Source organism: Streptomyces sp. NPDC006655 (genome assembly GCF_040703965.1).
Classification (GTDB): Bacteria; Actinomycetota; Actinomycetes; order Streptomycetales; family Streptomycetaceae; genus Streptomyces.
Genome location: NZ_JBEYJU010000074.1, coordinates 23,044 through 46,219, shown reverse-complemented (window position 1 = coordinate 46,219; position 23,176 = coordinate 23,044). Strand labels below are relative to the sequence as shown.

Annotated in this window: 14 protein-coding genes; 5 read left to right on the top strand and 9 right to left on the bottom strand. The window is 69.0% G+C overall.

The features are described from left to right. Positions 1–447 precede the first annotated feature (447 nt). Positions 448–2,274, top strand: coding sequence for a long-chain fatty acid--CoA ligase (locus tag AB0958_RS32435; RefSeq protein ID WP_366894045.1), 1,827 nt, complete (start codon positions 448–450; stop codon positions 2,272–2,274). A gap of 16 nt (positions 2,275–2,290) precedes the next feature. Here AB0958_RS32435 and AB0958_RS32430 read toward each other — a convergent pair whose 3' ends face one another. The 5 genes from AB0958_RS32430 to AB0958_RS32410 are packed head-to-tail and all read right to left on the bottom strand — an operon-like array spanning position 2,291 to position 11,824. After that, positions 2,291–4,321, bottom strand: coding sequence for a PQQ-dependent sugar dehydrogenase (locus tag AB0958_RS32430; RefSeq protein ID WP_366894044.1), 2,031 nt, complete (start codon positions 4,319–4,321; stop codon positions 2,291–2,293). Positions 4,322–4,332: 11 nt separating this feature from the next. Beyond that, complete coding sequence (locus tag AB0958_RS32425; protein ID WP_366894043.1) at positions 4,333–6,585, bottom strand: alpha-galactosidase; 2,253 nt, start codon at positions 6,583–6,585, stop codon at positions 4,333–4,335. Continuing rightward, the gene (locus AB0958_RS32420) at positions 6,582–9,818 is read right to left on the bottom strand and encodes a glycosyl hydrolase family 28 protein (RefSeq protein ID WP_366894042.1); all 3,237 of its coding nucleotides are present in this window, start codon (positions 9,816–9,818) and stop codon (positions 6,582–6,584) included. Before AB0958_RS32420 ends, AB0958_RS32425 begins: the two co-directional genes overlap by 4 nt. Positions 9,819–9,830: 12 nt before the next feature. Beyond that, positions 9,831–10,616, bottom strand: coding sequence for a heparin lyase I family protein (locus AB0958_RS32415; protein WP_366894041.1), 786 nt, complete (start codon positions 10,614–10,616; stop codon positions 9,831–9,833). Further along, on the bottom strand, positions 10,613–11,824 hold the full coding sequence (locus tag AB0958_RS32410) for a glycoside hydrolase family 88 protein (protein WP_366894040.1): 1,212 nt from the start codon (positions 11,822–11,824) through the stop codon (positions 10,613–10,615). The genes AB0958_RS32415 and AB0958_RS32410 overlap by 4 nt, the downstream gene beginning before the upstream one ends. Before the next feature lie 497 nt (positions 11,825–12,321). Between AB0958_RS32410 and AB0958_RS32405 the strand changes: the two genes are divergently transcribed. Then, positions 12,322–13,158: an aldo/keto reductase gene (locus AB0958_RS32405; protein ID WP_366894039.1), complete on the top strand. Its 837-nt coding sequence runs from the start codon at positions 12,322–12,324 to the stop codon at positions 13,156–13,158. 72 nt (positions 13,159–13,230) lie between these two features. Here the strand turns inward: AB0958_RS32405 and AB0958_RS32400 are convergent, their stop codons facing one another. Further along, positions 13,231–13,851 carry a hypothetical protein gene (locus AB0958_RS32400; protein WP_366894038.1) on the bottom strand — a complete coding sequence of 207 codons (621 nt, stop codon included), beginning with the start codon at positions 13,849–13,851 and terminating at the stop codon, positions 13,231–13,233. A gap of 226 nt (positions 13,852–14,077) precedes the next feature. Here AB0958_RS32400 and AB0958_RS32395 point away from each other — a divergent pair, with 226 nt between their 5' ends. Next, positions 14,078–14,770 (top strand): glycoside hydrolase family 75 protein, encoded by a 693-nt coding sequence (locus tag AB0958_RS32395; protein ID WP_366894037.1) that lies wholly within the window; start codon positions 14,078–14,080, stop codon positions 14,768–14,770. Positions 14,771–14,888: 118 nt separating this feature from the next. Here AB0958_RS32395 and AB0958_RS32390 read toward each other — a convergent pair whose 3' ends face one another. After that, the gene (locus AB0958_RS32390) at positions 14,889–15,788 is read right to left on the bottom strand and encodes a class I SAM-dependent methyltransferase (RefSeq protein WP_366894036.1); all 900 of its coding nucleotides are present in this window, start codon (positions 15,786–15,788) and stop codon (positions 14,889–14,891) included. A gap of 87 nt (positions 15,789–15,875) precedes the next feature. Between AB0958_RS32390 and AB0958_RS32385 the strand changes: the two genes are divergently transcribed. Further along, complete coding sequence (locus tag AB0958_RS32385; RefSeq protein ID WP_366894035.1) at positions 15,876–16,682, top strand: phytanoyl-CoA dioxygenase family protein; 807 nt, start codon at positions 15,876–15,878, stop codon at positions 16,680–16,682. 19 nt (positions 16,683–16,701) lie between these two features. Here the strand turns inward: AB0958_RS32385 and AB0958_RS32380 are convergent, their stop codons facing one another. Both AB0958_RS32380 and AB0958_RS32375 read right to left on the bottom strand, forming a co-directional pair. Further along, on the bottom strand, positions 16,702–18,423 hold the full coding sequence (locus tag AB0958_RS32380; RefSeq protein ID WP_366894034.1) for a glycoside hydrolase family 6 protein: 1,722 nt from the start codon (positions 18,421–18,423) through the stop codon (positions 16,702–16,704). A gap of 52 nt (positions 18,424–18,475) precedes the next feature. Further along, positions 18,476–19,951 (bottom strand): cellulose binding domain-containing protein, encoded by a 1,476-nt coding sequence (locus AB0958_RS32375; protein ID WP_366894033.1) that lies wholly within the window; start codon positions 19,949–19,951, stop codon positions 18,476–18,478. A gap of 261 nt (positions 19,952–20,212) precedes the next feature. On the opposite strand from AB0958_RS32375, the gene AB0958_RS32370 reads away from it, so the two are divergent. After that, positions 20,213–23,155, top strand: coding sequence for a glycoside hydrolase family 48 protein (locus AB0958_RS32370; RefSeq protein ID WP_366894032.1), 2,943 nt, complete (start codon positions 20,213–20,215; stop codon positions 23,153–23,155). Positions 23,156–23,176 lie beyond the last annotated feature (21 nt).

Sequence of the window (23,176 nt, the reverse complement as noted above, 5' to 3'; positions counted from 1 at the left end):
TCCCGTCGTCGCCCGGAGGGCGGCCGCGCGGCGTCAGGCGCGTGCTCTGGGGGTCCCCCCGGCCGGAGGCTGGGGGAGCGTGCATGGCGTCGCGTGGCAGGCGGGAATTGTCAGACAGCCCTAAGGGCCGTGACGGAATCGGGTGGGGCGGCGCTGTCATCAGTGGGTGGCTCGGCGCGCTCGCGGCCGACCGGCCGGTAACCGGACGGGGGCGGTGACCGGGCCGTACAGATTCGGTGGAGATTACGGAGGCGGAACCTACGGCACCGTAGGCGTTCTGCCCGGCCCTTCCCGATGTGAGCGTATTTTCCGGACGGGAACGCGACCATACGAGAGCAATGCTCGTTTTCACACACCCTCCCGCGCGGTCTTGCGGTGGGGTAGCTTTCACGGCGCTGTGCGGAGCGTCACTGCCGTCACTGTGGAGCGAGAAGCGGGGAGCGGGGTTTGCGCGAGTTCACCAACCCGCCGTCGGCATCGGCACCGCCGGTCGGCGGACTGGCCGACAGTGTGTTCGAGCGTGCCCGGACGGACCCGCTGCACACCGCCCTGGGCCGCAAGGACGAGCTGGGGCAGTGGCGCGACGTGACGTCCGGCGAGTTCCGCGACGAGGTGCTGGCGCTCGCCAAAGGGCTGCTGGCGCGCGGCATCCGGTTCGGCGACCGGGTCGCGATCATGTCCCGCACCCGTTACGAGTGGACCCTGTTCGACTTCGCGCTGTGGACGATCGGCGCCCAGGTGGTGCCGGTCTACCCGACCTCCTCGGCCGAGCAGTGCTTCTGGATGCTGTACGACTCCGAGTGCACGGCCGCGATCGTGGAGCACGAGGACCACGCGATGACGATCGCCACCGTCATCGACCGGCTGCCGCAGCTGCACCGGCTGTGGCAGCTGGACGAGGGCGCGGTGCAGGAGCTGTACGACGCGGGTGCGCACCTGGAGGACGAGGTCGTGCACCGGCACCGGCAGGCGGTCACTCCGGACTCGGTCGCCACGATCATCTACACCTCGGGCACCACGGGCCGCCCCAAGGGCTGTGTGATCTCGCACGGGAACCTCATGTACGAGGCGGACACGGTGGTCGGCCGCTGGGAGCCGGTGTTCCGTTCGAAGAAGAACGAAGAGGTCTCGACGCTGCTGTTCCTGCCGCTGGCGCACGTCCTCGGCCGGCTGGTGGAGGTGGCCGCGATCCGGCACGGCGTCCGCTTCGGCCACCAGCCCCAGCTGAGCGCGGCCGTGCTGCTGCCCGATCTGGCCGCCTTCAAGCCGACGTTCGTGGTGGCCGTGCCGTACATCTTCGAGAAGGTGTTCAACGCGGCGCGGCGGAAGGCGGAGAAGGAGGGCAAGGGCGGACCGTTCGAGAAGGCGGTCGAACTCGCGGTGAAGTACGCGGACGCGGTCGAGGCGAAGGCGTGGGGCACCGGCCCGGGCCCGTCGGCGGGGCTGCGCATGCAGCACCAGCTCTTCGACAAGCTCGTCTACTCCAAGGTGCGGGCCGCGCTGGGCGGCCGGATCCGCAACGCGGTGTCCGGCGGATCGGCCATGGACCGCCGACTCGGCCTGTTCTTCGCCGGGGCGGGCGTGCAGATCTACGAGGGCTACGGTCTGACCGAGTCGACGGCCGCCGCGACCATCAATCCCCCCGAGCGCACCCGGTACGGCACGGTCGGCCAGGCCATTCCCGGTGCCACCGTGCACATCGCGGACGACGGGGAGATATGGCTGCACGGCGGCAACGTCTTCCAGGGCTACCTCAACAACCAGAAGGCCACCGACGCCACCCTGCACGACGGCTGGCTGGCCACCGGCGACCTGGGCTCCCTCGACGAGGACGGCTATCTCACCATCACGGGCCGCAAGAAGGAGATCCTGGTGACCTCCGGCGGCAAGAGCGTCTCCCCGGGGGTGCTGGAGGAGCGGGTCCGTGACCATCCGCTGGTCAGCCAGTGCATCGTCGTCGGCAACGACCGCCCCTACATCGCCGCCCTGGTGACCCTCGACGCCGAGGCGGTCGAGCACTGGCTGACCATGCGGGGCAAGCCGCAGATGTCCGCGGCCCAGCTGGTGCGCGACGCCGACCTGGAGACCGAGGTGCGGCGCGCGGTGGTGGCCGCCAACACCCTGGTCTCACAGGCCGAGTCGATCCGTACGTTCCGTATCCTCGCGCAGCCGTTCACCGAGGAACACGGTCTGCTGACCCCGTCGTTGAAGCTCAAGCGCAAGGCGATCGAGAACGCCTACGCCAACGAGGTCGAGGCCCTCTACCGGGCCTGACGGGCCTGACGGCCCGTCATTTGATGTCGATCCGGAAGATCTTGTCCGATCCGTCCGGCTGGTTGCCGTTGTTGTCGCAGTTGGTGGTGGACAGCCACAGCTGGTCGGCGCCGGGCACCTTGGTCACGGTGCGCAGCCGGCCGTAGGTTCCGACGTAGTACGCCGTCGGGGTGCCGACGCTCTCGTTGTCACCGTTGATCGGGATCCGCCACAGCCGTTCGCCGCGCAGGGACGCCATGTAGACGACGTTGCGGACGATGGCGATGCCGCTCGGGGAGGCCTCGGAGACGTCCCAGGTGGCCTTCGGGTTGGTCATGCCCGCGACGGAGCAGGTGCCCTCGCAGGTGGGCCAGCCGTAGTTGGCGCCGGGCTTGATGAGGTTGAGTTCGTCCTTGGAGCTGTTGCCGAACTCGGCCTCCCACAGCCGCCCGCTGCGGTCGAAGGCGAGGCCCTGCGGGTTGCGGTGGCCGAGGCTGTAGACGTAGTTGCCGAAGGGGTTGCCCGGCGCCGGTTTGCCGTCGGTCGTCATGCGCAGGATCTTGCCGTTGAGGGAGGTCTTGTCCTGCGCCAGGTCCGGTGTCTGGGCCTCCCCCGTCGAGACGTACAGGTAGCCGTCGGGGCCGAAGAGGAGCCGTCCGCCGTTGTGGTAGCGGTTCTTCTTGATGCCCTGGAGCAGGATCTTGTAGTCGCTGAGCTTGGTGCCGTCGTAGGTCATGCGCACGACCCGGTTGCCCTCGGAGGCGGTGTGCATGAAGTACACGTAGTGGTTCGTGCCCCACTTGGGGTCGACGGCGACTCCCAGCAGTCCGCCCTCGCCGTTGGTGGTGACGGCGTTCGGGACGGTCCCGACCTGGGTCTTCGTGCCGTCCTTGGTGAGCTTCCAGACCGTGAAGTCGTCCCGCTGGGTGACCAGGGCGGTCTTGCCGTCGGGCATCCAGTAGGTGCCCCAGGGGATGGTCCAGCCGCTGGAGAGCGTCGCGATCGAGGACGGGACGCCGCCGTCGGTCGCGCACGCCTTCGTGGTGAAGGTGACGGTGTTGCCGGCCTCGGAGACGTTGCCGGCCGCGTCCCGGGCGACGACGTTCAGGCTGTACGGGCTGTTGCAGGCGAGCCCGGTGAGCGTGGTCGAGGTGCCGCTGGTGACGGTGTCGTAGACGGTGGTGTCGCTGCGCACGTCGTAGGCGACGACCCCCTTGTCGTCGGTCGAGGCGCCCCACGTGAGATCGGCGCTGTTCGCGGTGATGTTGCTCGCGGACAGCGTGCCCGGCCTGCTCGGCGGGGTGGTGTCGGAGCTGGGCCTGGTGGTGCAGTCGACGACCGGGCTGGCGGGCGAGGTGTTGCCGGCCGCGTCCCGGGCGATCACCGTGAGGTTGTAGTCGGTGTTCGGGGTGAGACCGGTCAGGGTCTTCGAGGTCGAACTCCCGGGCGCCTCGCTGATCTTGTTGCCGTGCTCGTAGATGTCGTACGCGCTCACGCCCACGTTGTCCGTGGCCGCCCCCCACGCCAGGGTGAGCGCGTCCTCACCGATGTCGGAGCAGCTGGGCTGTCCGGGGCGGGTCGGGGCCTGGGTGTCGGCGGCCGCGTCGAGGCTGACGCGGTCGAGGTTGGGGCCGCCGTCGGCGGTGGTGGCGGTGGCCCGGATCTTGTCGGTGCCCGCGGTCAGCGGAATGTCGACGGTCTTGGTGACCCAGGTGTTCCAGTCGGCGGTGGCCGGGAAGGACACCCCGGAGGCGACGACCGTGCCGTTCACGGAGATGTCCATCGGCCGGTCGGCGGAGGTCCCGTTGGCGTACCGGAGGGTGAGGGCGGAGGTGCCGGCGGCGGCCGCGCTCACCGTGAACTCCACGTAGGAACCCTTGACGTTGGTGTAGTCGACGAAGCCGGTGCCGGTGTACCCGGTGTGGTTGGTGGCGACGGTGCCCTGGGAGATGGTCGCGTCCTCGGCCTGGTAGTCGGTGGCCGCCCGCGCGGTGCCCTGGCCGAGTCCGGCGAGCGGCAGCGCCAGGGCCGCCGCCACGCCGTACGGCAGAACTCTTCTGATGTTCACGGATGTTCCCCTCAGCCCGTGTACTGGGTGAAGACCTTGAGGTAGTCGTACGGTTGCTGGCTCACGCCGCTGCACGCGTCGCCGTCGGTGCCCGAGCCGCAGGCCCGGTCCCGGTTGACGGCCCAGTAGGTGAGCCGTCCGATGTGGTGCTGCTGTGCGTAGGCGAGCATGGTCCTGAAGTCGGCCACCCGCACCTGCTCACCGGAGTCGTCGGTCCTGCCGTTCATCGACGACAGGCCGATGTGGGTGTAGGCGGTGGCGTCGCTGTAGCCGTACGCCGCCTTCACCTGGGCCTTGAGCCCTTCCATGGCCTTGGTGGTGAGGCTGCCCATGTTCGTGGTGCCGCCGCCGAAGTCGAACGGCATGATGCACCAGACGTCGTTCGCCAGACCGGAGTTCGCGGCCCGCTTGATCATGTCGGTGCCGGTGGGGTCGGGGCCGGAGGAGGTGGTACCGAAGGTGATGACGGTCTTCAGACCGGAGTTGTTGGCCTTCACCGTCTTCAGCGCGTCGACGACCCGCTGCCGCACGGTCGCGTCGGACCACTCGGTGTTCTCGATGTCGATGTCGAGCGCCTTCAGCTTGTAGGCGTTGATCACCTTCTGGTAGGCGCCGGCGAGCGCGGAGGCGCTGGAGCACTTCTCGCCGAGCTTGTTCCCGCTCCAGCCGCCGACGGAGACGACGACGTCACCGCCCGCCGCTCTGATCGCGTTGATGGTGGACTGGTCGCTGCCTCCGGTCAGCGGGCGGGAGCCGTCCCACTTCGGGTTGCAGGTGCCGTCGGAGAGGACGAAGGCGAGCGTGAACCACTTGACGCCGGTCGCGGACATCACCGACGTGGGGTTCTGGGGGCTGCCCCAGCCGAGGTACTCGTAGGGGGCGACGGCGAATCCGGGCGAAGCTGCCACTGACTTCGGGGAGTTGGCGGGCTTGACCCTGATGAGCCTGGTCTCGCCCGGACGCAGGGTCGCGCTGTAGGAGTCGGCGATCACGCCCTTGTGGGATCCGGACCAGAGATCGGTCACGTCACCCGAGCCGCTGAAGCCGACCTGCGACCAGTTCACGCTCACGGTCGCGTTGCCCGAGGTGCCGGTGTTGAACAGGGCCACGACGTACTGCCCGTCGCTCTCCTTCTTGCTCCAGACCTGCTGCACACCGCTGCTCACGATCCGCTTCGCGGCGACCCCGTCCTGGTCGACGCCGATCAGCCGGTCGTTGGTGAGCATCGCCTTGTCGACCGGGTCGAGCCGGGTGAGGTCGGTGCCGAGCAGCAGCGGGGCCGCCGCCATCGACCAGAGCGTGAAGTGCGAGCGGCGCTGGTCCGCCGTCAGACCCACCTGGTCGCCGTTGCCGATCTCCAGCGAGTCCAGGTCGTTCCAGCCGCCGGGTCCGGCGTACGGCTGCCAGGAGGCGGCCGAGTCGAAGCGCTTGGAGACGTGGGACCAGTCGGTCAGCGGATAGCCGCTGCCGTTGCTCCCCGGCCCGCAGTAGCACTCGACGTCACCCTGGGTGCGCCAGCTGTTCGCCAGTTTCCGCCAGGTGGCGGCGTCGGCGATCGGCAGGTTGTTGGACAGGGCGAAGTTGATGGGCCGTCCGCTCGCCCGCAGTGCCTTGTCCCAGGCCTGGACGTCGGGGACGTCGGCGCTGCCCACCCCGTCGATCTTCAGGTAGTCGACCCCCCAGGACGCGAACTGCTTGGCCCAGGAGTCGACGAACTCCTGCGCGCCCGGCTTGGAATAGTCGATGGCGTACATGTTCTTGCAGTTGTAGTTCTTCTCGGTCGTGGACGTGTCCGCGATGTCCTTCGCGTGGTACGGGGTCCCCTCGATCGGCGTGTTCTTGGTGACGGCGTTCTTCGCGATGCCGGGGGTGACGTAGAAGCCGAACTTCAGGCCCTTGGAGTGGACGTAGTCGGCCACCCCCTTGATGCCGTCGGGAAACTTGCCGGTGTCCACGGCCCAGCGGCCGTAGGTGTCGACGACGAAGCCGTTGCTGTCGCACTTCTGCCAGAAGTCGTCGAGGTTGACGTAGACGAAGCCGTGGTCCTTCAGGCCGCTGGAGACCAGGGCGTCGGCCTGCGCCTCGATCTTCGCCTCGGTCGGCGTGCGGCGTACGAAGCTCCAGCTGGACCAGCCCATGGCGGGCCGTACGGACTGTCCGTTGTCGGAGGCGGCGGCCGGGTGGGCGGTGACGCCCGCCAACGGCACGGCGGCCGCCACGAGCAGCCCGGCCACCGCGGCCGTGAGCGATCTGAGCCGGATCATGACTGTCCCCCGTTCGCGGGTGTGGCGTACGACGTGCCGATCCACGCCTCGTCGACCCGCAGTCGCTTGTAGCGGGTGGTGTCGCTGGAGGCGGCCCAGGTGGTGTCGACCTCGAGCCGGACGTAGCGGGCGTCGGCGGCGGTCAGGTCGATGCCCTGGATGCCGCGGCGGCTCGGCAGCTGCCCGGACTTGACCGCGCTGCCCCAGGTCGAGCCGTCGTTGCTGAGGAACACCTTGTAGTCCTTGATCCGCGCGGACTGCTCGGTGTCCGAGCGGGCGTAGGCCACGGAGTCCTCGCGCTGGTTGAGCCCGATGTACTGCACCTTCTTGGCCGAGCCGAGGTCGAAGGTGAGGTTCACGGGGAGGGTCTTGTTGTTGTCCCAGTAGGTGAGGTGGTCGCCGTCACCGGCCGCCGACGCGGCGTGCCCGCTCGCGGAGGCGCTCGCGCTGACCTTGACGCCGGTGAGGATGCCCTGGCGGCCGGCCGTCGTGACCTTGAAGACCGTGTCGTACGGGTCCCAGGTGCCGAGCCCGCCCAGGGTGAGCACGCCTCCGGACTGCGACCACGAAACCGCCGCTCCCGTGCGGAGGTCGGTGACGGAGGCGATGCGGTAGCCGTTGTCCCGCACGCGCAGGGTGCTGGTGCTGGGCGGGGTCAGGACGTGGATGTACTGCCGGTTCGCGTCGTCCTTGGCGATGGTCGTCACCCCGTACGCGCCGTCGTTCCAGGCGCCGGGCTTGAGACCGCCGTACATGTAGCCGCCGCCCTCGGTGCCGTGCAGGGACTCCCAGATGGGGTCGAGGTAGGAGTCGGCGTAGTTGTTGAAGGCGGCCTGGTTCGCTGGGAACTTCCCGTTGACCTGGGCGGTCTCGGCCATCAGGGCCTTCACCGAGGAGCCGACGTTGGTGACGAGGCGGCCGAGGGTGAGCATCTTGTCGACGGACGGGTCGGAGCCGTCGTACCACCAGGCGCCGGTGGAGGGCAGCTTGAAGTCGGCCTCGGTCAGGCGGGGCTGGGCGGTGTAGACGGCCTGCGGGTAGTCGTAGGCCGGGGTCATCCCCGTCTTCTGCTCATTGCTGATCATATCCATGATCGGCGTGTCTTCGTTGTTGTTGCTGAGCGTGTAGTTCGGGCGCTTGTCGTAGATCTGCTGGTAGAGGTTGTGGCTCTCCCAGTAGGAGTTGTCGTTGTCGATCCAGAAGCCGCCGAGGTCGGGGTAGCGGTCCATGACCTCGAAGAAGTTGTCGTAACTGAACTGACCGAAGCCGTCGTTGGTGGTCAGGTCGACGTTCTTGCCCTTGTACGCGGAGTACGCGGCCGAGTCCAGCCACTCGTGGCCGCCCTCGTCGTGCCACTGGGGGTCGTTGGTCATGTAGAGGATGACCTTCATGCCCTTGGCCTTGGCGGCGGTGATCAGTTCGCCGAGGAAGTCCCGCTTGGTGGAGCAGGAGCCGGGGATCTTCGAGGGCCAGGGGCGGGCGTAGCCGAGCCGGCTGTGGAAGGTGGCGAGGACCAGGTACTGGGTGTGCAGTTTCTGCGCCTCGTTCACCCAGTAGCCGGGGGTCCAGCCGCCGCTCGTGACGTCGTTCTCCCAGGCGGTGCAGCTGGTGTGGGCCGGTGCGGTGCGCAGGCCCCAGTGCAGGAACAGGCCGCCGACGGAGGCACGGAGGAAGTCCTGGCGGGGGTTCTCCAGGTCGAGCGGCCGCACCGCCGTGCTGCCGCAGTCCTGGCTTCCCGAGACCCGCAGGGCCCCGCCGGAGGTGTTGTGACTGCCCGTCAGACAGCCGCCGGTGACGTCCTGGAAGCCCACGTCGAAGGGCGAGTTGCCGCCCTTCTGCGCGGTGAACCGGGTGAGGCGGATGCCGCTCGCCGCGTTGGCGATGAACGCCGGCCGACCGTCGTCCGAGGCGAACTTCACCGAGCTGTCGGTGAACTGGACGTTGTCGGCGTTGTGCAGGTACCAGCCGTAGGCGGGCCGGGTGCCGATGCTCTTCGGGTTGTAGTCGGTCGCGTCGTTGCTCGGCACGCCCGTGGACATGGTGCCGTTGCCGCCGGGGACCGTGATGTTGACGTTGGTGAAGGTCACGCCGTCGATGCGGTGACCGGACTCGCCCCACAGGGTCGGGCTGAAGGAGGGGCTGTTGCCGGTCGCGGTGATGTCGTCGTACGTGACGTCGCTGATCGATCCGACGCCGGGACTGTTGCCGCAGCGTTTGCGGGTGCCGATCTTCTCCATGATCGGCGAGTGGACGTTCGTCATCGTGATGTCGCGGTAGTGGACGTCGGAGATCTTCGAGCCGTCCATGGAGACCATGCCGAGCCCGGACTTGTCGGCGCCGTCGATGCGGATGTTCTCGAACTGGTAGTCAGAGAAGTCTCCGCAGGTCTCGGAGCCGAACATCAGGGCGTTGCAGCACTTGGCGCCGAGGGTGGAACCGCTCACCCGGACGTGCCCGTTGGGCAGCTTGGCGCCGAGCGCGTAGTCGCTCTTGAACACCAGTGCGTCGTCGTTGGCGTGGATGGTGGCGTTGGTGATCGTGGCGTTGGTGGTGGAGATGACGTTCCAGCCGTCGCGGTCGCTCGCGGTGTCGATGGTGAGGTGGTCCGACGTCACGTTCGTGCAGCCGTTGATCAGCGCCGCGAAGTGGCCGCCGCGGCGCAGGGTGAGACCGTCGCCGATCCTGAGCCCGTCGCACCGTGTCAGCGAGATGATCTTGTCGGCCTGGCCCGGCTTGGGGTTGCCGGTGATCAGGTTGCCCGCGCCGTCGATGACGCCCTGGCCGACGAAGCCGATGTCGGTGAGCCTGTCGCCGTAGATCATCGCGTCGTGGAAGTGGCTGTGGCCGTAGTCCTGGTAGGCGTCGTAGGGGTTGGACTCGGCCTTGTCGTAGGTGTCCGCGCTGGAGCCCTGGAGAGTGGCGCCCTTGTCCAGCTGGAGCGTCACATGGCTCTTCATGTGCAGGGTGTTCTTGGACTTGTAGGTGCCGGCGGCGAAGCGGACGGTGCCGCCGCCCGCGTTGCCGGCCGCGGTGATGGCCTTGTCGATGGCCGGGCTGTCGTTGGTGGAGCCGTCGCCCTTGGCGCCGTAGTCGCGCACGTCGTAGACGGCGGCGGCGCCCCGGGCGGCGTGCGGGGCGGCGAGGGCCGCGGGATGGGAGAGCCCGAGGACGACGGCGAGCACGAAGAGGACGATCGCGGCAGCACTGCGCCGCTCAGCGGTCGGGGGTTTCATGGTGACGGTTCCTCACACCTGTTGGTAGCCGCGCAGATCGGTGAGCAGAAGGTAGGTGTCCTGGAGCGAGCCCGAGGTGTCGCCGAGGGAGCGGTAGATGCCCCACTTGGGTCGCACCCGGTCCGCCAGGAAGGTGTCCACGCCGCTCTTCGAGACGTCGATCACCGTGGCGCCGCCGGACTTGAGGATCCAGCGGACCGAACCCGCCGAGCCGTTGCCGACCTTGATCTGGAAGTCGACGTCGGTCCAGGTGTCGTGCAGCGGGTCGAGACCGGTACGGCCGACGACGATGCCGTCGGTGGCGAGGTTCAGCTCGATGGTCTGCTTGCCGTTCACCCGGCGCAGCGACTGCGTGACGATCGGCGAGGTGCCGCTGCCGGGCTGCTTCATCTGCATGATGTGCGTGAAGGTGGTGGTCGCCTTCAGCGAGCTCGGGATGTACATCGAGTACGTCACCCGCCAGGTCTGGCCCTGGTTCCACTTGAGGTAGCTGTCGGCACCGGTGCGCAGGCCGGTGACCTCCTGGCGCTGGCGGTCGGTCGAGGTGTCGCGGTCGACCATGTGCATGTTGAAGCGCCAGTTGTCGCCGGTGGCGAAGATGTGCGGATGCCCGGCGGGGTGCGAGTCGGCGCGGTCGTCCTCGACGGTCTCGAAAGCACCGAGACCGTCGCCGTTCGCCGACGGGGACCACTTGAGCTGCCAGGACGCGGCGTGTGCGGTGGTGGCGGGCAGACCGGCGGCCGCTGCTGCACCGGCGAGCGCGGCCCCCAGGACCGCCCTCCTGGATGTCGTGCTCATGACACTGAGTCTCCTCGAAGTTGCTCGTTCATGATCAGGAAGGCCCCTAGGCCGTGGAAGTCGTTGACGGCCCGGGTGCGGGCGACGTAGTACGCGTAGTCGCCGACGTTCGTGCCGACGGAGATGTCGGCGAGGTCGGTGCGGCCGTCCGCGCCGACCGACAGGTTCGCGAGCACGCCCTGGTAGCCGCGCCGGGCGACGTCCGCGAAGTGCGGGTCCAGGTAGTGCTGCTGGGCGCCGCGCGAGAGGGCGTAGGTGAACATGCTGGAACAGGACGTCTCAGTCCAGTTGTCGCTCCGGCCGCCCTTGTCGATCACCTGGAACCAGCGTCCGGTCGCCGGGTCCTGGTACTTCTCCAGAGCCGCCGCCAGCTTCCGGAAGACGGTCAGGACCTGGGGCCGGCGGGGCTGGTCCGCCGGGACGGCGTCCAGTACGTCGACGGCCGCCATCGCGTACCAGCCGACGGCACGGCACCAGTGTTCCGGTGCGAGCCCGGTCCCCGGATCCGCCCAGCTCGCGCTCTTCGACTCGTCGTAGGCGTGCCTGAGGAGGCCGTTCGCGACCTGGAGGTGGCCACCGTAGACGGCGAGTTGCTTCGCCGCCTCGTCGTCGGTGTAGGCGCTGTCGCCGAACTCCTTGCCGTACTCGACCAGGAACGGGTTCACCATGTAGGTGCCGTCCGCCCAGAGCTGGTGGGCGCGGCTGCTGGTGTCGGCGTGCCAGAAGCCGCCGTCGCTCGTGCGCGGGTAGGTGTTCAGGCGGTCGCGGATCTTCTGGGCCGCCTTGCGGTATCGGTCCTGGCCCGTCTCGTGGTGCAGGATCACCAGGAGCCGGCCGGCCTGCATGCTGTCCAGGCTGTTGAAGGACTGGCCGATCGAGCCGTCGCCCTTCACGAACCGGTCGACGTAGTTCTTGATGTAGCTGAGGTAGCGGGGGTCGTGGGTGCGCCGGTAGGTGAGGTACTGGCCGTAGAGGTAGAGGCCGACGGGGTAGGACCAGCCACCGATGGTGGCGGGGGTGTAGCGGGCCATGGTGGACTCGACGACCGCGGTCGACCAGTCGGTGGCGGCCGCCGGCCGGGACGCGGCGGCCGGCCCGACGGCGGCGGGGACCGCGGCGGCCGGCGGGGCGACGGCCGCGGGCAGGGCGGTGAGCGTGGCGGCGGTGAGCGCGACAGCCGTGAGCGCGGCGGTTCGCAGGCGTTTCATGATCCTCCTTCTCGGCGGTGGACAGCGGGCACCGGCGCATCCAGCCGGCGCGGCCGGTCACTTCCAGACGGTCTCCACGACCTGGTAACCAGGGCTTCGCCAGACCTTTTCATCCGATGTCTGTGCGGCGGCCGGGTCCGACGGTCGGCCCTCGGAGGCGGTCTTGTTCATGGCTGTGTACCTGTTTTCCGGAGGTGGGAGGTCTCGGGGTCCCTCGAGAAGTTCCCGTTCACAGGGGTCTGCTGGAAAACCCGCAGAGGTTCACATCTCTGTACCGGGTTCAGCGATACGTCCGACGATGCGAACCAGAGTCCCGGCAGGACGGTCAGCGGTCAATGGTCCGGACCCATAACGTCGGATGCATTTCCGGCCAATCTCGCCCCGGACGGCTGACTCATCGGTCAGTTCCGGCGGATTCCGCGGTCAGGAATGCATCGGGGCCCGTGATCGTTGACGATGGGAGTACCACCTGTCGACAACCTAAGGATCGAGAGCTCGTGAGCAGCAAGGTCCCCCCGAAAATCCTCAACAACGGCGTCGAGATGCCCCAGCTGGGCTTCGGCGTGTGGCAGGTGCCGGACGACGAGGCCGAGCAGGCCGTCGCCACGGCGCTGGAGGCCGGGTACCGCAGCATCGACACAGCGGCGATCTACGGCAACGAAGAGGGCACCGGCAAGGCGATCGCCGCCTCCGGCGTTCCGCGCGAGGACATCTTCGTCACCACCAAGCTCTGGAACGCCGACCAGGGATACGACTCCACGCTCCGCGCGTTCGACGTGTCGCTGGACAAGCTGGGTCTCGACTACCTGGACCTGTACCTCATCCACTGGCCGCTGCCGGCCCAGGACAAGTACCTGGACACCTACAAGGCGTTCGAGAAGCTGTACGCCGACGGCCGCGTCAAGGCGATCGGCGTCTCCAACTTCCTTCCCGAGCACCTGGAGCGGCTGATCGCCGAGACCTCGGTCATCCCGGCGGTCAACCAGATCGAGCTGCACCCGCACCTGCAGCAGCACGCCTCGCGCGAGGCCCACGACGAGCAGGGCATCGCCACCGAGGCCTGGTCGCCGCTCGGTCAGGGCAAGGGCCTGCTGGAGGTGCCGGCGATCGTCGCGATCGCGCAGAAGCACGGCCGCACCCCGGCCCAGATCGTGCTGCGCTGGCACATCCAGCTCGGCAACGTCGTGATCCCGAAGTCCGTGACGCCGTCCCGGATCAAGGAGAACATCCAGGTGTTCGACTTCAGCCTGGACACCGAGGACCTCGCGGCGATCAGCGCGCTCAACGAGGACCGGCGCATCGGCCCGGATCCGGCCACGTTCGACGTGAGCTGAGCGGTTCCGTACCGCAGCGGCCGTCCCGCCGACAGCACGGCGGGGCGGCCGTTCGCGTTCCGCGACTCCCCGTCAGGGCGCGTAGGCGGGGTGCACGTCGGCGTGGACGACCTCGAACTCCTCCAGACCGACCACGGTCACCCGCGCCTTGGCGGAGTCCGCACGCCGGGCGGCGGCCTGGCCCGTGCGTGAGGCGGCCATCGAGGCACGGTCGACGAAGAGCGAGCCGGCCATGCCCCGCCCCCGCTGCCGGTCGACGAACAGGGCGCATTGGGCGAATCCCGGCAGCGCCTCCAGCCGGGGCACGGCCGAGGAGCGGAACGTCTCGGCGAACAGGTCCGTGTCGGCGGGATCGAACTCGACCCAGGCGCAGCGCAGACCGCCGCCCGTCCTCGGCAGCTGCGCCGAACGGAAGACCGCCACCTCGTAGTTGCGGACCGCCACGGTGCCCGCGAACGGCTCCAGCATCGGCCCGCGCCGCTCGCTCATCACCTGGTCGCTGTTGCGCCGGGCCGCCTCGGAGCCCCACCAGCTCACCGCGAGCAGTTTGCCCAGGTCCCGGTCGACGAAGACCCCCGCGCCCCGGTACTCGGGGCGGTCCGCCAGCAGATCGCGTCCCTCGCTGTTGAGCGCCCTGATCGCGGCCTCGATCCTCGCCGGATCACCGGTGGCGTACACCGCACGTACGAACATGACCCCTCGCCTTCCAGGAGCCACCGGAGCCACCGCTCAACCCCCGCACGGCTCCTGCGTAAATATTCGGAATGTTCCGCCCCACCAGTGTTCCCCGACGGTCATATCACCGCAATGCGCGACAATTTCCCGAGTTCACACCCAGGGGTTGACGCGGACATGCAGCCGGGTCCACCTTGTACGGCACCCGGTCAGGAAACTTTCCTAACAGAAGGGCACCCCCACAGTGCGCATGCGAACACTGACCCTTGCCGCGGCCTCCGGGGCCGCACTGCTCGCCACCGGTGTGCTGCCCGCCAGCGCGTCCGGCGCCACTCCCAGGTCCGCCCAGGAGGGCTCGGTCAGCGCGGCGGACCTGCTCGCCAAGGTGACCTCGTGCTCCCAGATCTCCAACGGCAAGTACAAGACCGACGACGAGACCTCGGCCACGATTCCCGTCTGCGGCAAGAACGGCGCGGTCTTCTGGAAGGCCGACATGGACATCGACTGCGACGGCCAGCGCACCACCAACTGCAACGAGGACCGCGACCCCTGGTACCAGAACGACACCGCGTTCCACCAGTCCGACGGCAAGCCGCTGAAGGCCGAGTCGCTGCCGTACATCGTGGTTCCCAGCTCCAGCAGCATCTGGAACTACTCCAGCGCCGGCATCAAGGGCGGCGGCGTGGTGGCCGTGATCTACAACAACAAGGTCGAGTACGCGGTGGTCGGCGACACCGGCCCCACGAAGATCATCGGTGAGGCGTCGTACGCCACCGCCAAGGCGCTCGGCATAGACCCCGACCCGGCGACCGGCGGTGCCGACTCCGGCGTGACCTACATCCTGTTCAAGAACTCGAAGGTCTCCCCCATCGAGAGCCACAGCGCGGCGGTGTCCCTCGGTGACCAGTTGGCGAAGCAGTTCCTGGCCAACAACTGACCGGGGGTTCGCCGCCGGCCGACGACCCGGGGTGGGCGAGCGGCCCGGTACCGCACGGTACCGGGCCGCTGGGACCAGGGCGCGGACACGGCACCGCCGGATCCCGACGGGACGCTCCCTAGGCCGGCCGTACGGCCGTGTGCACCGTGCGGGCGCCCAGGACGAAGACGTCCGGCCTGCGGTGGACGCTCGCCGGGTCGGCCGGGTCCAGCAGCCGGTCCAGGGTGGCGCGGTCGTCGGTGGCGAGTCCCTCGGCGACCGTGTCCCGGAAGCGGGAGAGCTGCTCGGCCGCGTAGGCGCGGGCCCGGTCGGAGGCCGGGGCGGGCAGGTCGACCAGGAAACTGCGGCTGCGGGTGTGCTTGAGGCCGGCCGAGTTCAGCAGCGTGGGCCAGTCCTCGGCCTCCGCCACCGAGCCGGGCAGGTCGGTGCGCATCTGCTCGAACCACTCCTCCTGCAACGCGTCCAGCCGCGCCTGGAGACCGGGCCGCCCGATGCCGATGTCCCGGGGCAGGAAGCGGCTGGGCAGGCCGCCCTCCAGGATGGCCAGGGTGCCGCCGGGGGCCAGCCGCTCGCCGAAGGCGGTCAGGGCGGCCCGCTGGTCACCGAGGTGGTGCAGGGCGTGTCCGGCCCACAGCAGATCCGCCGGGTAGTCCAACTCGTCCAGCACCCCGGGGAGGTCGCCGGCCAGCACGCCGAAGCGGTCACCGACGCCCAGTCGCCCGGCGCGGGCCAGGGCCCGGTCAAGGAGCGGCGCGCTGCCGTCCACGGCCAGTACCCGGGCGCCCGGGAAGGCCTCCGCGAACAGACACGACACCACGCCGGGTCCGCTGCCCGCGTCCACGATCAGTCCGGGCTCGGTGACCTCCTTGCCGAGCCAGCCCAGCGCGTTCTCGTACAGGGGCGCGAAGAGCTCCGCCTGCGACTCCAGGTGGTCGGCCATCTCGGCCCAGTCGATGTCGGTGCCCGCGTGGGAGTGGGTGTGCCGGTGGTCGTGGTCGTGGTCGTGGTCGTGCGCCATGGGATCAGCCTCTCGTCCGGATGGCGCAAGGGTGCGCCGACGCCACGTCCGGGGGCCAGTTCTGTTGCCGATGCGGCAAAAAACCCGATGCGGACGGCAAGGCGGACGGGGCACGATGACCCGGTGGACGACGAACTCGTGGAACGATTCCTGACCGACGGCTTCGTGAAGATCGAGGGCGCGTTCCCGCCGCGGGTCGCCGAGGACTGCGCCCGCCTGCTGTGGCGGGAGACGGGGTACGACCCGGAGGACCCCGGCACCTGGCGGGACCCGGTGGTGTGGGTGGCGGACATGGCCCAGGGCCCGTTCGCGGCGGCGGCGAACTCGCCCGCCCTGCACCGGGCGTTCGACCTGCTGGTGGGCGAGGGCAGGTGGGTGCCCAGGTACTCGCTGGGGAGCTTCCCGCTGCGGTTCCCGCACCCCGAGGAGCCGGACGACGCGGGCTGGCACATCGAGGGGAGCTACCTTCCCGAGGGCGCGAGCTGGTACTTCACCAACCTGCGGTCACGGGACCGGGCGCTGCTGATGCTCTTCCTGTTCAGCGAGGTGACGCAGGAGGACGCCCCGACCCGGATCCGGATCGGCTCGCATCTCGACGTGCCGCCGCTGCTCGAACCGTACGGGGAGGACGGCGTGTCCGGTCTGAAGATCGCGCCGCGACTGGTCGAGGCCTCCGCGCACCGCCCCCTCGCGTACGCCACCGGCCGTCCCGGCGACGTCTTCCTCTGTCACCCGTTCCTGGTGCACGCGGCCCAGCCGCACCACGGCTCCCGCCCCCGATTCATGGCCCAGCCGCCACTGATGCCGGCCGCTCCCTACGAACTGGAGCGGCCGGACGGTGACTACTCGGCGGTGGAGACCGCCATCCGCCGGGGCCTGGCCCGGGAGGGCTGAGCCCCGGCGGAGGCCGCCGTCAGGACAACGGCGGGTAGGCGTTCGCCATCAGCTGCTGGAACTCGGCGGAGAACCAGTGCCCGGACAGCGGCGCGTTCGGCAGGGCGCCGGACATGTTGTTGTCGTTGCGGGCGTTGCCCGTGTACGTCGGGTCGCACATCCGGTCGAAGCCCTTGCCCTCGTCGTTCGGGATGGCGGAGCTGGAGCCGTCCGACTCACCCGGAGGCTTCATCCAGACGTAGGCGTCGATCCCGGCCGCCGGGCTGGCCTGCGGGCGCTCGCCGAGGCCCGCTCCGGCCTGGTTGCACCAGTTGCCGACGTTGATCCGGCGGTCGTAGCGGCCGCCGTCGACGTACGCGTCCACGCTGGTCGTCGGGCCGGGGCCGGCCGGCCGCGCGCTGCCGCCCCAGCCGTTGCGGGAGGTGTCGATCAGCATGCCGATGTTCGAGTTGAAGCCGACCGAGACCAGTTCGGTGCGGAAGGCCTGGGCGAAGGACAGCTCGTCGACGTAGCGATTCCAGTCGACCCACTTGGACTGGCGGACGGAGGTGCCGTTCACCGAGTCGTTGATGGTGAAGTTGTTCTCCTTCAGGGCGCTGTAGTTGGCCGTGTTGGTGATGAAGCCCTGGACGTCGTCGACGGTCGCGCCCTCACTGGTGGCCGCCTGCTTGAACACGTTGGCCGCCGGGGCGAAGTTGTCGTCCCAGCCGAGCCAGCCGTGGTGGCCGGCGTCCAGGTAGTTGTAGACGTTGGGGATCGCGCCGAGCTTGGCGAGCGCGTAGCCGACGCCCTTCACGTAGTTACCGTTGGCCAGCATGGTGTTGCAGTTGGCGGTGGCGGTGGCCCGGCTGCCGGTGTTGGTGACCAGGTTGGGCAGCGAGTCGAGCTCGATGGTGGTGACGATCCGCAGCGAGGCGTACTTGCTGTCGGAGAGGATCGCCGCGATCGGGTCGATGAACTGCGTCTTGTACTTGTCGATCTCCGTCGGGCCGAGTTCGCCGTTCGAGGCGAGGGCGGCACAGTCGCGTCCGGGCAGGTCGTAGATGACCAGCTGGACGACCTCCTGACCGCTGCCCTTCTGGGCCAGGGCCGCGTCGAGGTGGTCGCGCAGGCCCATGCCGCCGTTCACGCCGTTGATCGCGGCGATGCGGTCGATCCAGACGCCGGTGGGCTGGTTGGAGACGCGGGTGCCGCCCGGTTCGGCGGCGGCCTTCGCCGACCACTCGGGGTTCACGTACACCTTGGCGCCGGCGTACGGGTTGTCGACACGGGTGCCGGAGCCGCCGCCGTTGCCTCCGCCGCCACCACTGCCGGTGCCGTCGTCGACGTTGCAGGTGACTCCGTCGAGCGTGAAGGCGGTCGGGACCGCGTTGGTGCCGCTGTAGGTTCCGTTGAACCCGAAGCTGACCGAACCACCGGTCGCCAGCGTGCCGTTGTACGTCTCGTTGCTCGCGGTGACCGCGGTGCCGCTCTGGCTGATCTTGGCGCTCCAGTAGCTGCTCACCGACTGGTTACCGGCGTACGACCACTTCACCGCCCAACTCGACTTCGCGGCAGAGTTGTTGGTGACGGTGACGGCGGCGGTGAAGCCGGAGCCCCAGTCGTTCTGGATCTTGTAGTCGACGGTGCAGGGGATGGCGGAGATCGCCGCGTGGGCGGCGGGGGCCGCGGCGAGCGCAGGCCCCGAAACCCCGGCGACGAGCGCCAGGGCGGCGAGTAACGCTGTTCTGGTACGACTCATGAGTGCGGGTTCCTTCTTCTCGGTTCGGACTTCTCCGGTGGGGTGGGTGCGCTTACGGGTTGAGGGCCTTGAGGTGGTCGTGCAGGCCGGCGCCGTACGCGGTCGGCGTGCCGTCGTAGTCGGAGATCAGGGACGGGCCGGAGGAGCAGTCCCAGGTGTTCCAGGTCCAGCCCAGGTAGGAGAGGCCGCGGTCGTCGAACCACTTCATGACCTGGTCCACGAACGCGTGCGAGCAGGTGTTCTCACCGATCTCCCCGGCCACCAGCGGCACCTTGGCCGCGACCGGCGCGAGGGTGGAGTTCCAGCAGCTCTCGGTGGAGCAGGTGTTGAAGTTGTAGACGTGGTAGGCGGCGACGAGATTGCCCGCCGGATCGGTGGGCTCGTACGTCAGCCACTGGCTGAGGTCGTTGGAGTACGCCAGTCCGCCGATCATGATGACGTTCCTGGCACCGGCGCCGCGGACGCTGTTCACCAGGTCCTGCATGCCGGCGACCGGGTAGCCGATCCCGGGGCAGGTGCCGCCGTCCCGCCAGCACTCCCAGGCCTGGGTGGTCGTCGAGGTCGCCCGGTCCGGGTAGGGCTCGTTGAACAGGTCGAACACGGCCGCCGGGTCGTCCTTGAAGGTGCCGGCCACCGAGGACCAGAAGGTCGGGCTGTACTGGGCGTCCGGCATCGGCTTCTGGCAGGTGGCGTGCACGTCGGAGCAGCCCGCCGAGTTGCCGGTGTACTGGCCGTGGGACCAGTGGAGTTCGAGGATCGGGGTCATGCCGTACGACTCGACGCGGGCCACCAGGTCCTTGACCGCGTCGATGTAGTGGGCGCCCGCGTACTCGGGCTTGATATTGGACAGGCCCAGCCAGCACTCCTCGTTGAGCGGGATGCGGACCGCGTTGGCCTTCCAGTCGGCGATCGCCTTGATGGCGGCGTCGTCGACCGGACCGTCCCAGATGCCGTAGCCCTGCACGCACATGAACTCGCCGCCGGAGCGGTTCACGCCGAGGAGGCGGTGGGCCGTGCCACCGGCGTCCACGAGCTTGGTGCCGGAGACGTGCAGGGCCGGGGCCGACCCGGTGGCGGGCGGGCCGGTCGGTGTCGGGGTCGGCGTCGGTTCCGCATCCGCGTTGCAGGTCGTGCCGTTGAGCCTGAAGGCCGACGGCACGGCGTTGCTGCCCGACCAGGAGCCGAGGAACCCGGCGCTGACGCTCGCGCCGGTGCCGAGGGAGCCGTTCCAGCTCTCGTTCGCGGCGGTGACCGTCGTACCGGACTGGGACCACCTGCCGTTCCAGCCCTGGGTGACCTTCTGGCCGCTCGGGAAGTCGAAGCTCAGGCTCCAACTGCTCAGGGCCGCCATGTTGTTGGTGATGGTCACGGAGCCCTGGAAGCCGGTGTCCCACTGACTCGTGACCGTGTACTGCACCGTGCACGCGGGCGTGGCGCCGGACGCCGACACCACCGGCACCAGCGCGGCGCCGACGAGGGCGACCGCACCGGTGACGGCTAAAAGAACCGAACGCGGGGGGTGTCGCATGAGCGACTCCTTGCAGCTCGGGCACGTCGTGACGGACGCGCCGACTGAACGGAATCGCTCCCACTGGTGCGAAGGAAGGTAGCGCCGAGCGACTGCAAAGAACAGGGGAACCGCTTGACTTTTCTCCAGCCGGATCCGTCGAATCTTTTCGACTCTTCAACAGCCTTGACCGCACCATGCCACATCCGCACTATGGGAGCGCTCCCACTGGTTCAAGCCTTGACTTCTCCCCGAGCCGCAAGCGCAAGGAGGAACCAGCACATGCATCCCGCACTTTCCCCCACTCCCGGTGCCGGGAGGAGGCGCAGAGCCGTACGGCGGTTGTGGACCGCCGTCGTCGCGGCCCTCGCCCTGCCGCTGTCCATGCTGGCCGTCGGGACGGTTCCCGCCCACGCGGCGACCGTCCAGTGCAGCGTCGACTACAAGACCAACGACTGGGGTTCCGGCTTCACCGCGGACCTCACGATCACCAACCGCGGTACGGACGCGATCAACGGCTGGACGCTGACGTACGCGTACGCGGGCAACCAGAAGCTGTCGAACGGCTGGAACGGCACCTGGTCCCAGTCCGGCACCTCGGTCACCGTGAAGGACGCCGGCTACAACGGCACGATCGCGCCGGGCGCGGCGGTGTCGACGGGCGCCCAGTTCTCGTACACGGGCAGCAACGTGGCGCCGACCTCCTTCGCGGTCAACGGCACGACCTGCGCCGGCGCGCACCAGCCGCCGGTCACCGTGCTGACCAGCCCGAGCGCGGGCGCGGTCTACACGCAGGGCGACGCGGTGCCGCTGGCGGCGACCGCGGCGGCGGCGGACGGCGCCACGGTCAGCAAGGTGGAGTTCTACGACGACACCACGCTGCTGGGCACGGACACCTCGGCGCCGTACACGCTCTCGGTCTCCAGTTTGACCGTGGGCAGTCACTCCCTGGTGGCCAAGGCGTACGACAGCCTCGGCGCGTCCGCGGCCTCCACGCCGGTCGGCATCACGGTGGCCTCGGGTCCCGCGGTGGTCGCCTCGCCCACCCAGCTGGGTGTCCGGCAGGGCGCGACCGGGAGCTTCGGGGTGAGTCTGTCGAAGCAGCCGAGCGCCAGTGTGACGGTGTCGGTGGCGCGTACGGCAGGCAACACCGGACTGTCGGTGAGCGCCGGTTCGTCGCTGACGTTCACGCCGTCGAACTGGAGCACCGCACAGAACGTGACCGTGGCGGCGGACTCCTCCGGCACCGGCACCGCGACCTTCACCGCGTCCGCGCCCGGCTACACCGGGGCCGCGGTGACGGTGACGGAGCTGGCCGCGTCGAAGGCGTACGACGCGCGCTTCCTGGATCTGTACGGGAAGATCACCAACCCGGCGAACGGCTACTTCTCGCCGCAGGGCATCCCGTACCACTCGGTCGAGACGCTGATCGTCGAGGCCCCGGACCAGGGCCACGAGACCACGTCCGAGGCGTACAGCTACCTCCTGTGGCTACAGGCGATGTACGGCAAGGTCACCGGTGACTGGTCCAAGTTCAACGGCGCGTGGGCGCTCATGGAGAAGTACATGATCCCCACCCACGCCGACCAGCCCGCCAACTCCTTCTACAACGCCTCCAAACCGGCCACCTACGCACCGGAACTGGACACACCGAACCAGTACCCGGCGAAGCTCGACACGTCGGTGTCGGTGGGCACGGACCCGCTCGCCGGGGAGCTGAAGAGCGCGTACGGCACGGACGACGTGTACGGCATGCACTGGCTGGAGGACGTCGACAACGTCTACGGCTACGGCGACACCCCCGGCGGCACCTGCGAGGGCGGCCCGACGGCCACCGGTCCGTCGTACATCAACACCTTCCAGCGCGGTCCGCAGGAGTCCGTGTGGGAGACCGTGCCGCAACCGACCTGCGACGCCTTCAAGTACGGCGGGACCAACGGGTACCTGGACCTGTTCACCGGCGACTCGTCCTACGCCAAGCAGTGGAAGTACACCGACGCCCCGGACGCCGACGCGCGTGCGGTGCAGGCCGCGTACTGGGCGGACGTGTGGGCGAAGCAGCAGGGCAAGGGCAGCGACGTCGCCACGACCGTGGGCAAGGCCGCGAAGATGGGCGACTACCTGCGCTACGCCATGTACGACAAGTACTTCAAGAAGATCGGCAACTGCGTCGGACCGTCCACCTGCCCGGCCGGCACCGGCAAGGACGCCTCGGACTACCTGCTCTCCTGGTACTACGCGTGGGGCGGCTCGAACGACACCAACGGGGGCTGGGCCTGGCGCATCGGGTCGAGCCATGTGCACGGCGGGTACCAGAACCCGTTGGCCGCCTACGCGCTCAGCTCGAACGCCGACCTGAAGCCCAAGTCAGCGACGGGCGCGACGGACTGGGGTACCTCGCTGACCCGGCAGCTGGAGTTCTACCGCTGGCTGCAGTCGTCCGAGGGCGCCATCGCGGGCGGCGCGACCAACAGCTGGCAGGGGCGGTACGCGAGTCCGCCGGCGGGTACGTCGACGTTCTACGGCATGTACTACGACTGGGAGCCGGTGTACCACGACCCGCCGTCCAACCAGTGGTTCGGCTTCCAGGCCTGGTCGATGGAGCGGGTCGCCGAGTACTACCAGCAGACCGGCAACGCGCAGGCCAAGGCGATCCTCGACAAGTGGGTGGCGTGGGCGCTGTCGAAGACCACGATCAACCCGGACGGCACGTATCTCATCCCGTCGACGCTCCAGTGGTCGGGGCAGCCGGACACCTGGAACGCGTCGAGTCCCGGTTCCAACAGCGGGCTCCATGTCACGGTCGCCGACTACACGAACGACGTGGGCGTGGCGGCCGCGTACGCAAAGACGTTGACGTACTACGCCGCCAAGTCCGGTGACGCGACGGCGAAGTCGACGGCGAAGGCGCTGCTCGACGGCATGTGGGACCACTACCAGGACAGCCTGGGGGTCGCGGTGCCGGAGACGCGGGCCGACTACAACCGGTTCGGGGACGCCGTGTACGTCCCGAGCGGGTGGAGCGGGAAGATGCCGAACGGCGACGCGATCAACTCGTCGTCGACGTTCGCCTCGCTGCGGAGCTTCTACAAGAACGACCCCGCGTGGTCGAAGATCCAGGCGTATCTGGCGGGCGGGGCCGCACCGGTGTTCACGTACCACCGGTTCTGGGCCCAGGCGGACATCGCTCTCGCCATGGGGTCGTACGCGGAGCTGCTGGAGTAGGGCGGCCGCGGGTCGCGTGTG

Bases quoted from the DNA above. Each gene is read 5' to 3' on its own strand.
- AB0958_RS32380 (WP_366894034.1), bottom strand. From the start codon at position 18,423: ATGAGTCGTACCAGAACAGCGTTACTCGCCGCCCTGGCGCTCGTCGCC.
- AB0958_RS32425 (WP_366894043.1), bottom strand. From the start codon at position 6,585: ATGATCCGGCTCAGATCGCTCACGGCCGCGGTGGCCGGGCTGCTCGTG.
- AB0958_RS32375 (WP_366894033.1), bottom strand. From the start codon at position 19,951: ATGCGACACCCCCCGCGTTCGGTTCTTTTAGCCGTCACCGGTGCGGTC.
- AB0958_RS32390 (WP_366894036.1), bottom strand. From the start codon at position 15,788: ATGGCGCACGACCACGACCACGACCACGACCACCGGCACACCCACTCC.
- AB0958_RS32415 (WP_366894041.1), bottom strand. From the start codon at position 10,616: ATGAGCACGACATCCAGGAGGGCGGTCCTGGGGGCCGCGCTCGCCGGT.
- AB0958_RS32420 (WP_366894042.1), bottom strand. From the start codon at position 9,818: ATGAAACCCCCGACCGCTGAGCGGCGCAGTGCTGCCGCGATCGTCCTC.
- AB0958_RS32400 (WP_366894038.1), bottom strand. From the start codon at position 13,851: ATGTTCGTACGTGCGGTGTACGCCACCGGTGATCCGGCGAGGATCGAG.
- AB0958_RS32410 (WP_366894040.1), bottom strand. From the start codon at position 11,824: ATGAAACGCCTGCGAACCGCCGCGCTCACGGCTGTCGCGCTCACCGCC.
- AB0958_RS32370 (WP_366894032.1), top strand. From the start codon at position 20,213: ATGCATCCCGCACTTTCCCCCACTCCCGGTGCCGGGAGGAGGCGCAGA.
- AB0958_RS32385 (WP_366894035.1), top strand. From the start codon at position 15,876: ATGCGGACGGCAAGGCGGACGGGGCACGATGACCCGGTGGACGACGAA.